7 protein-coding genes are annotated in these 6,270 nt (G+C 60.6%); 4 read left to right on the top strand and 3 right to left on the bottom strand.

Going from position 1 to position 6,270, the window contains the following annotated elements:
* Nucleotides 1-316: 316 nt before the first annotated feature.
* Together DW49_RS0117905 and DW49_RS0117900 are read right to left on the bottom strand one after the other, a co-directional pair.
* On the bottom strand, nt 317-1,294 hold the full coding sequence (locus tag DW49_RS0117905; RefSeq protein ID WP_005615346.1) for a FecR domain-containing protein: 978 nt from the start codon (nt 1,292-1,294) through the stop codon (nt 317-319).
* Nucleotides 1,291-1,794: a sigma-70 family RNA polymerase sigma factor gene (locus DW49_RS0117900; RefSeq protein ID WP_005615347.1), complete on the bottom strand. Its 504-nt coding sequence runs from the start codon at nt 1,792-1,794 to the stop codon at nt 1,291-1,293. The genes DW49_RS0117905 and DW49_RS0117900 overlap by 4 nt, the downstream gene beginning before the upstream one ends.
* 201 nt (nt 1,795-1,995) lie before the next feature.
* Between DW49_RS0117900 and DW49_RS0117895 the strand changes: the two genes are divergently transcribed.
* Genes DW49_RS0117895 through DW49_RS0117885 form a run of 3 tightly spaced genes read left to right on the top strand, consistent with a single transcriptional unit; the run spans nt 1,996 to nt 4,234 of the window.
* Nucleotides 1,996-2,340: a DUF3649 domain-containing protein gene (locus tag DW49_RS0117895; protein ID WP_003376082.1), complete on the top strand. Its 345-nt coding sequence runs from the start codon at nt 1,996-1,998 to the stop codon at nt 2,338-2,340.
* Nucleotides 2,341-2,360: 20 nt separating this feature from the next.
* Nucleotides 2,361-3,902: a PepSY-associated TM helix domain-containing protein gene (locus DW49_RS0117890; protein ID WP_024420314.1), complete on the top strand. Its 1,542-nt coding sequence runs from the start codon at nt 2,361-2,363 to the stop codon at nt 3,900-3,902.
* A complete protein-coding gene (locus DW49_RS0117885) occupies nt 3,902-4,234 on the top strand; it encodes a DUF3325 domain-containing protein (protein WP_005615349.1) in 333 nt (110 codons plus the stop codon). Before DW49_RS0117890 ends, DW49_RS0117885 begins: the two co-directional genes overlap by 1 nt.
* Here the strand turns inward: DW49_RS0117885 and DW49_RS0117880 are convergent.
* A complete protein-coding gene (locus DW49_RS0117880) occupies nt 4,223-5,098 on the bottom strand; it encodes a helix-turn-helix domain-containing protein (protein ID WP_005615351.1) in 876 nt (291 codons plus the stop codon). The two genes, DW49_RS0117885 and DW49_RS0117880, sit on opposite strands and share 12 nt — an antisense overlap.
* Before the next feature lie 136 nt (nt 5,099-5,234).
* Between DW49_RS0117880 and DW49_RS0117875 the strand changes: the two genes are divergently transcribed.
* The gene (locus tag DW49_RS0117875) at nt 5,235-6,149 is read left to right on the top strand and encodes a DMT family transporter (RefSeq protein WP_005615353.1); all 915 of its coding nucleotides are present in this window, start codon (nt 5,235-5,237) and stop codon (nt 6,147-6,149) included.
* Nucleotides 6,150-6,270: the final 121 nt, after the last annotated feature.

The raw sequence follows: 6,270 nt of genomic DNA, 5'->3' as shown, positions 1-6,270 counted from the left end.
GAAGTCGGGCCGGAAACGGAGCCAGGATTTTGGTTACTTTGATCCTTCAAAGTCAGTCGCCGAGGGGCGAAAAGGTGCCTTGAGCCTTAACCGAGCATCACTGACATCACAAAACCGCTGTGTGACGCAGAGCGTCACGAAATGCATTACCGCGCAGCGTGGGAACGATATCGTACATATTCGCGGAATGTACCGGCCCCTTCGCGAACAATGCGGATCGCCGCCCCGGTCGCTCCCACGGCCTTCGGCCAGAATCAAAAACAGACTTATGTATAACTATGAGCTCCTCAGCGAGCGTGGAAACGAGCAATTTCTGTCAAACCCGTGCCTGCACGTTCACCCAATAGCGGGTGAAGCGCTGCACGCGCACGGGGAGGGCGAGCTGGAGCATGTCGAGGATGCGCTCGCTGTCGGCCAGCGGGTAACTGCCGGAAATCAGCAAGTTGGCCACGTTCGCGTCGCAGTTCAGACGGCCGCGTCGATAACGCCCCAGCTCTGCCAGAAAGTCAGACAGCTTCATGCGCGGCGCCACCAGCATGCCGTCGGCCCACGCGCCGCTGCTCGCATCCACCGTGCGCACGCTGTCCCAGGCATCACGGCTGAACGTGACCTGCTGGCTGGCGCGCAGCATCAAGCCAGGTCCGCTTTTGTTCGCCGGTGCGACTTCGATGGCGCCGGCAAACACAGCCAGTTGCGTGCGCCCGTCCAGTTGGCGCAGGTTGAAACGGCTGCTGCCTGTCGACGCCCTGACAGCTCCCTCGGCGCTCAACAGGTTCAACGGACGCTGATCCGCCGAAGCGGTCATTAGCATTTCGCCCTGTAGCAGCTTGATCAAACGCTGTTGCGCATCGAAACGCACATCCACGGCACTGGCGGTATTCAACTGCACCTGGCTGCCATCGCTCAACGCCACTTTGCGTTGTTCGCCCACGCCGCTGTTGTAGTCAGCCAGCAACGGTTGCAGGGCAATCTGCTCGCGCAGGCTCCAGCCCGCCATCGAGCCCGCACCCAGCAGCAACAGCAGTTTCAAGGCATGCCGACGCCCAGCGGATTTCGGTGCGCCGAGCGCCGCATGGGCCAGCGGCGAGGACAGGCCACTCAGGCGTTGATTGACCCGCTGCATATGCGCCCAGGCCCGCTGATGTTCGCTGTTGCCATTAAGCCATGACTGCCACGCGTGCTGGCGTCGGGCATCCAGCGCACCCTCCTGCATTTCCAGCAGCCAGCCGACCGCTTGCTGCGCCACGGCAGGCGAGATGTCGGATTTGTTCAGGGAATCGTTGCTCAGGTTCATAAGGCGAAGTAGCAGCGCAGCGCGGCCTTGTTCAGGTGGCGTTTGACCGTCGCGATGGAAATATCCAGCTCGGCGGCGATCTGGCCGTGGCTCAGGCCATCGACCTGCGACATCAGAAACGCACGTTTGACCAGCGTTGGCAGGCCGTCCAGCAACTGATCCAGCTCCACCAGTGTTTCAATAATGATCGCCCGCTCTTCTTCCGAGGGCGCTGCACACTCGGGCAGTTCTGCCAGTGCCTGATAGTAGGCACGTTCCAGGTCCTGACGCCGGTAGTGATTGCACAATACGCGTTTGGCGATGGTCGTCAGAAAGGCGCGAGGCTCGATGATCTGCGCGGTATCGCGCGCGCCGAGCACTTTGACGAAAGTGTCCTGCGCCAGGTCCGCTGCGCTTTGAGGGCAGCCGAGCCTGCGCCGCAACCAGGTCGTCAGCCAGACATGATGCGCCCGATACAGGCCTTCGACAGTGTGATTGGGAGCGGAGTGGGCGATGTGCATCACGGAGAACAATCCACAGGGACTCATTGATGGCGTGGATTCTGGCAGACTCTTTTGCGTATGAGAATATTTATCATTAATATTGCGCTTTATTCGTCCTGACAGGGACGAGCGGCTGGTCCTGCAGGGATTTATCACGACGTTTGCCATGGCGTTGTGATCCGGCCTCTTTGTTTTTAATCACCCAGTGAATATTTTCTGATGGACGTCACCACCGCAGGCAGGGCTGTGCCAGAAAAGCGAGCGCCGAAAACCACAGGCAAAAGGCTTACGGTCGCTTATCGGCTGGCCGTCACCTCGCGTTCGCTGGCGGCGATCCTTGGCGGTTACCTGCTGGCGTCTGTGGTCAGTATCTGCATCGCACAGTGGTTGCCGGTTCCGCGCGCCGAAGCGGTGGTGACGGGCATGATGCTGTCGTTCCTTGTGTATCTGGTCGCGGTGCTGTGGTGTTTTGCCTGCCGCACGGCGCTACAGGCCTGGGTTGGAGTGCTCACGCCGTGTGCATTGCTCGGGGTCGCGTACGCTGGCGTTCGGTGGCTGCTGTGAAGGACGGTTTCCGGCAGGCAATGGCCTGGTTGCATACCTGGGTCGGGTTGCTGTTTGGCTGGCTGCTGTTCGCGATTTTTCTGACGGGCACGCTTTCCTACTTCAAGGATGAGATCACCCAGTGGATGCAGCCGGAGATCCCGCTGCGCGCCCTTGATGCCGGTGCCAGCGTGCAGCGGGCTCAGGATTACCTGCAAAATCATGCCGCCGGGGCGACGCGCTGGTTCATCAGCCTGCCTGACGAACGCACGCCGGGCCTGACGGTTGGCTGGTTGCCGGAGGGCAAGGCCGGGCAGCGCAACAACTTCGTGCGCAAGCTGCTTGATCCGCAAACCGGCAGCGAAGTGCAAGCGCGTGAAACCCGTGGCGGCGACTTCTTTTATCGATTTCATTACCAGCTGCAGATGCCACATCCTTGGGGCCGCTGGCTGGCGACCAGTGCCGCGATGGTGATGTTTGTCGCGCTCATCAGCGGGATCATCATTCACAAGAAAGTCTTCAAGGAATTCTTCACCTTCCGCCCGCGCAAGGGCCAGCGTTCATGGCTGGACGGGCATAACGCACTGGGCATTCTAGTGCTGCCGTTTCACCTGATGATCACCTACAGCAGCCTGGTGATTTTCATGTCGATGGTCATGCCCGCGAGCATCCTGAGCCAGTACGACACCGTTCAGGCGTTCTATCGCGAAGCCTTTCCGTCCCCGGAAACGGTCAAGCCCGCGGGCCAACCTGCGCCGCTGGTAGCACTCGCGCCGTTGGTCAACGCGGCGAACGCGAAATGGGACAGCGGTCAGGTGCGCCGGGTGATCGTCAATAATCCGGGGGACAGCACAGCGGTCGTGCTGCTCACGCGTGACGACAAAGGCAGCATCGTGCCGGACCGTGGCGGTGCGCTGACTTTCAGTGGCGTCAGCGGCGAGTTGCAGAACGAGGTGCCGCAGCGCCCGACTGCTTTATTGATCGCGAGCGGGATGTACGGCCTGCATGTGGGCCATTTTGCCGAGCCGTTGTTGCGCTGGCTGTATTTCATATTTGGCGTTGCCGGGACCGCAATGATCGGCACCGGGCTGGTGATGTGGCTGGGCAAGCGTCAGCTCAAACACGCAAAAACCGGTGTACTGCCACTAGAGTTGCGTCTGGTGGAAGTACTGAATATCGCCAGCATGTCCGGGCTGATGATCGCCGTGGCGGGCTTCTTCTGGGCCAACCGTTTGCTGCCCTCGGGCTTCTCCGGGCGTGCCGACTGGGAAATCAGCGTGTTTTTCACACTCTGGGCCTTGTCAGTCGTGCATGCACTTATGCGCAAAGGGCGTAATGCATGGCGAGAACAGCTGACGCTGGGCGCGCTGCTGTTTGCCGGGCTGCCGCTGCTCGATCTGCTGACCAGCGGCCGCTACCTGCTCGATTCGCTGTTGGCAGGCCGTTGGGTGCACGCCGCCTTTGATCTGACGGCGCTGATCACTGGCGTATTTCTTGGTTGGGCGGCGCTGAAGTTCAAGGCTGTACCTGTCGCTGAAACAGCCCGCGTTGCCGTGCAGCCTATCCCTCAGGAGACTCACTGATGCTGTTGGCGGCCTTGCTGTGTTATGTGGGGTTCACCTGCCTGTGCCTGTCGATGGCGCGCCATTACAATGAACTGCTCAAAGGCTCGCTGACCGGGCGTCGCCGCCGGGCGTTCAAACTGATCGGCTGGAGCGCATTGCTGCTGTCCTCATTGGCGGCGGTCGATGCCGATGGCTGGATGATGGGGGTTGTGCACTGGTTTGCCGTCTTGATGAGCAGTGCAGTGTTGCTGGTTGCACTGCTGCCATTTCGGCCGCGCTGGGTGCTTGCACTGGCGGGATGCGGCGCGTTGCTCAGCCCGTTTGTCGCCATGAGCCAATTATTGGCCTAGTGCCAGACGATATTCGCCCGGTGTGGCGCCCACGGCCTGGCGAAACCGGTTGCTGAAATGGCTCGCGCTGGCAAAGCCGCAGGCCAGGGCGATCTCGCCCAGCGGTGTGGCTGTCTGGCGCAGCAATCGGCGGGCTTGGTCGATGCGTCGTGCCAACAGGTATTGATGCGGCGGCAGGCCGAAACTTTCGCGGAACATGCGTGCGAAGTGGTATTCCGATAATGCGCACAGCCCCGCCAGTTGGCCAAGGCTCAGCGGGTCGGCCAGGTGCATTTCGATGAAGTCCACCAGATGACGCCGCAAGTGCGGCGCCAGTCCGCCTTTCAGGCGTAACCCCTCGCGCAACCCTACCTGACTGAGCATCGCATGGCTGACCATCTCGTGCGCCAGGCTGCTGGTCAGCAAGCGCTCGCCGGGCTCTGCCCAGTTCATGTTGATCAACTGCTGGAATCGCCTGGCCTGAGCCTCGTCGTCGAGAAATGTGTGTTCGCGCAGCTGCATTTCGCGAGGCTCGCGATCCAGCAGCGTCACGCAGCCCAGCGCGAAGTGTTCCTGGCTGAAATACAAATGCGCCAGGCGGATCTCGCCATTCACCACCCAGGCCGACTCGTGGCCTGCGGGCAGCACACAGAGCTTGCCCGGTGAGCCTTTCTGATCAGGCTGGCCGCGCCGGAACGTACCGGTGCCGTCGGCGATGTAACACGACAACGTGTGATGAGTCGGCGCGTGATATTCCTGCGAGTCGTGCCGATTGTTCCACTGCGCGGCCATCAACCCGTCGCCCAGCGGCGCACTTTGCTCAAGGCGGGCATGGGGCGAGCTGCTCAAGGCCTGAAAGACCTGAATGGAGTCGATGGCTGACATAGTGATTCCTCTAGGCTTCGTATCCTACCCGCAGCCGATGCCCCTGCCATTACCTGTTCAATCAAAAGCGCAAGATTATGCAAACGGCTTGCGCGCCGGACGCAGCAGACTGATGGCTCATTGAGGAGCCTGCACCATGAACATTTCGCTTTATCTGCTGACTGTGCTGATCTGGGGTACGACCTGGATCGCCCTGAAACTTCAACTCGGCGATGTCGCCATTCCAGTCTCCATCGTGTATCGCTTCGCATTGGCGGCCTTGGTGCTGTTCGCGTTTTTGCTGCTGAGCAAACGTCTGCAACCGGTCAATCGTCGCGGCCAGTTGATCTGTCTGGCACAAGGCGTGTGCCTGTTCTGCGTCAACTTCATGTGCTTCTACACCGCCAGCCAATGGATACCCAGCGGCCTGATCGCCGTGGTGTTCTCGACTTCGACGTTGTGGAATGCGCTGAATGCGCGGGTGTTCTTTCGCCAGAAAATCGCCGGTAACGTCATGGCCGGTGGCGCGATGGGCTTGCTGGGGCTGGCGTGTCTGTTCTGGCCCGAGCTGTCCGGGGACAGCGCCAGCCGCGAGACCCTGATCGGGCTGGGCCTGGCCCTGCTCGGCACGCTGTGCTTCTCGGCAGGCAATATGCTGTCGAGCCTGCAACAGAAAGCCGGCCTGCGCCCACTGACCACCAATGCCTGGGGCATGTTCTACGGCGCGAGCATTCTTGGCATCTACTGCCTGCTCAGCGGCACACCGTTCACGTTCGAGTGGAACACCCGCTATGTCGGTTCGCTGTTTTATCTGGTGATACCTGGCTCAGTGATCGCCTTCACCGCCTATCTGACCCTGGTCGGGCGTATGGGCCCGGAACGCGCGGCTTACTGCACCGTGCTGTTCCCGATTGTGGCGCTGAACATCTCGACATGGATCGAAGGCTACCAGTGGACCTTTGCCGCCTTGCTGGGTCTGGTGTTGGTGATGGCGGGGAATGTGCTGGTGTTCAGAAAACCGCGTGCCAAACCTGTCGTTGTCACGGGACTGACCACCGGCGGGGTGTCCTGACCGAAGATGATTCAGGGGTGATACCTATCACTTCTGCTAGGGTCTGTTCCCGTTTCGACGTAACCTATTGATCCCTATGAGAACAGGCCCGTATTGTTGGAGTTCTCACACAACACCAATA

Source organism: Pseudomonas avellanae BPIC 631, from assembly GCF_000444135.1.
GTDB lineage: Bacteria > Pseudomonadota > Gammaproteobacteria > Pseudomonadales > Pseudomonadaceae > Aquipseudomonas > Aquipseudomonas avellanae.
Note: the sequence above shows the minus strand (reverse complement) of the source record. Positions and strands in the feature narration are given on the sequence as shown.

What these genes read in the sequence shown, in the direction of transcription:
- DW49_RS0117905 (WP_005615346.1), bottom strand. Translation starts at nt 1,294, where the DNA reads ATGAACCTGAGCAACGATTCCCTGAACAAATCCGACATCTCGCCTGCC.
- DW49_RS0117900 (WP_005615347.1), bottom strand. Translation starts at nt 1,794, where the DNA reads ATGCACATCGCCCACTCCGCTCCCAATCACACTGTCGAAGGCCTGTAT.
- DW49_RS0117895 (WP_003376082.1), top strand. Translation starts at nt 1,996, where the DNA reads ATGGACGTCACCACCGCAGGCAGGGCTGTGCCAGAAAAGCGAGCGCCG.
- DW49_RS0117890 (WP_024420314.1), top strand. Translation starts at nt 2,361, where the DNA reads ATGGCCTGGTTGCATACCTGGGTCGGGTTGCTGTTTGGCTGGCTGCTG.
- DW49_RS0117885 (WP_005615349.1), top strand. Translation starts at nt 3,902, where the DNA reads ATGCTGTTGGCGGCCTTGCTGTGTTATGTGGGGTTCACCTGCCTGTGC.
- DW49_RS0117880 (WP_005615351.1), bottom strand. Translation starts at nt 5,098, where the DNA reads ATGTCAGCCATCGACTCCATTCAGGTCTTTCAGGCCTTGAGCAGCTCG.
- DW49_RS0117875 (WP_005615353.1), top strand. Translation starts at nt 5,235, where the DNA reads ATGAACATTTCGCTTTATCTGCTGACTGTGCTGATCTGGGGTACGACC.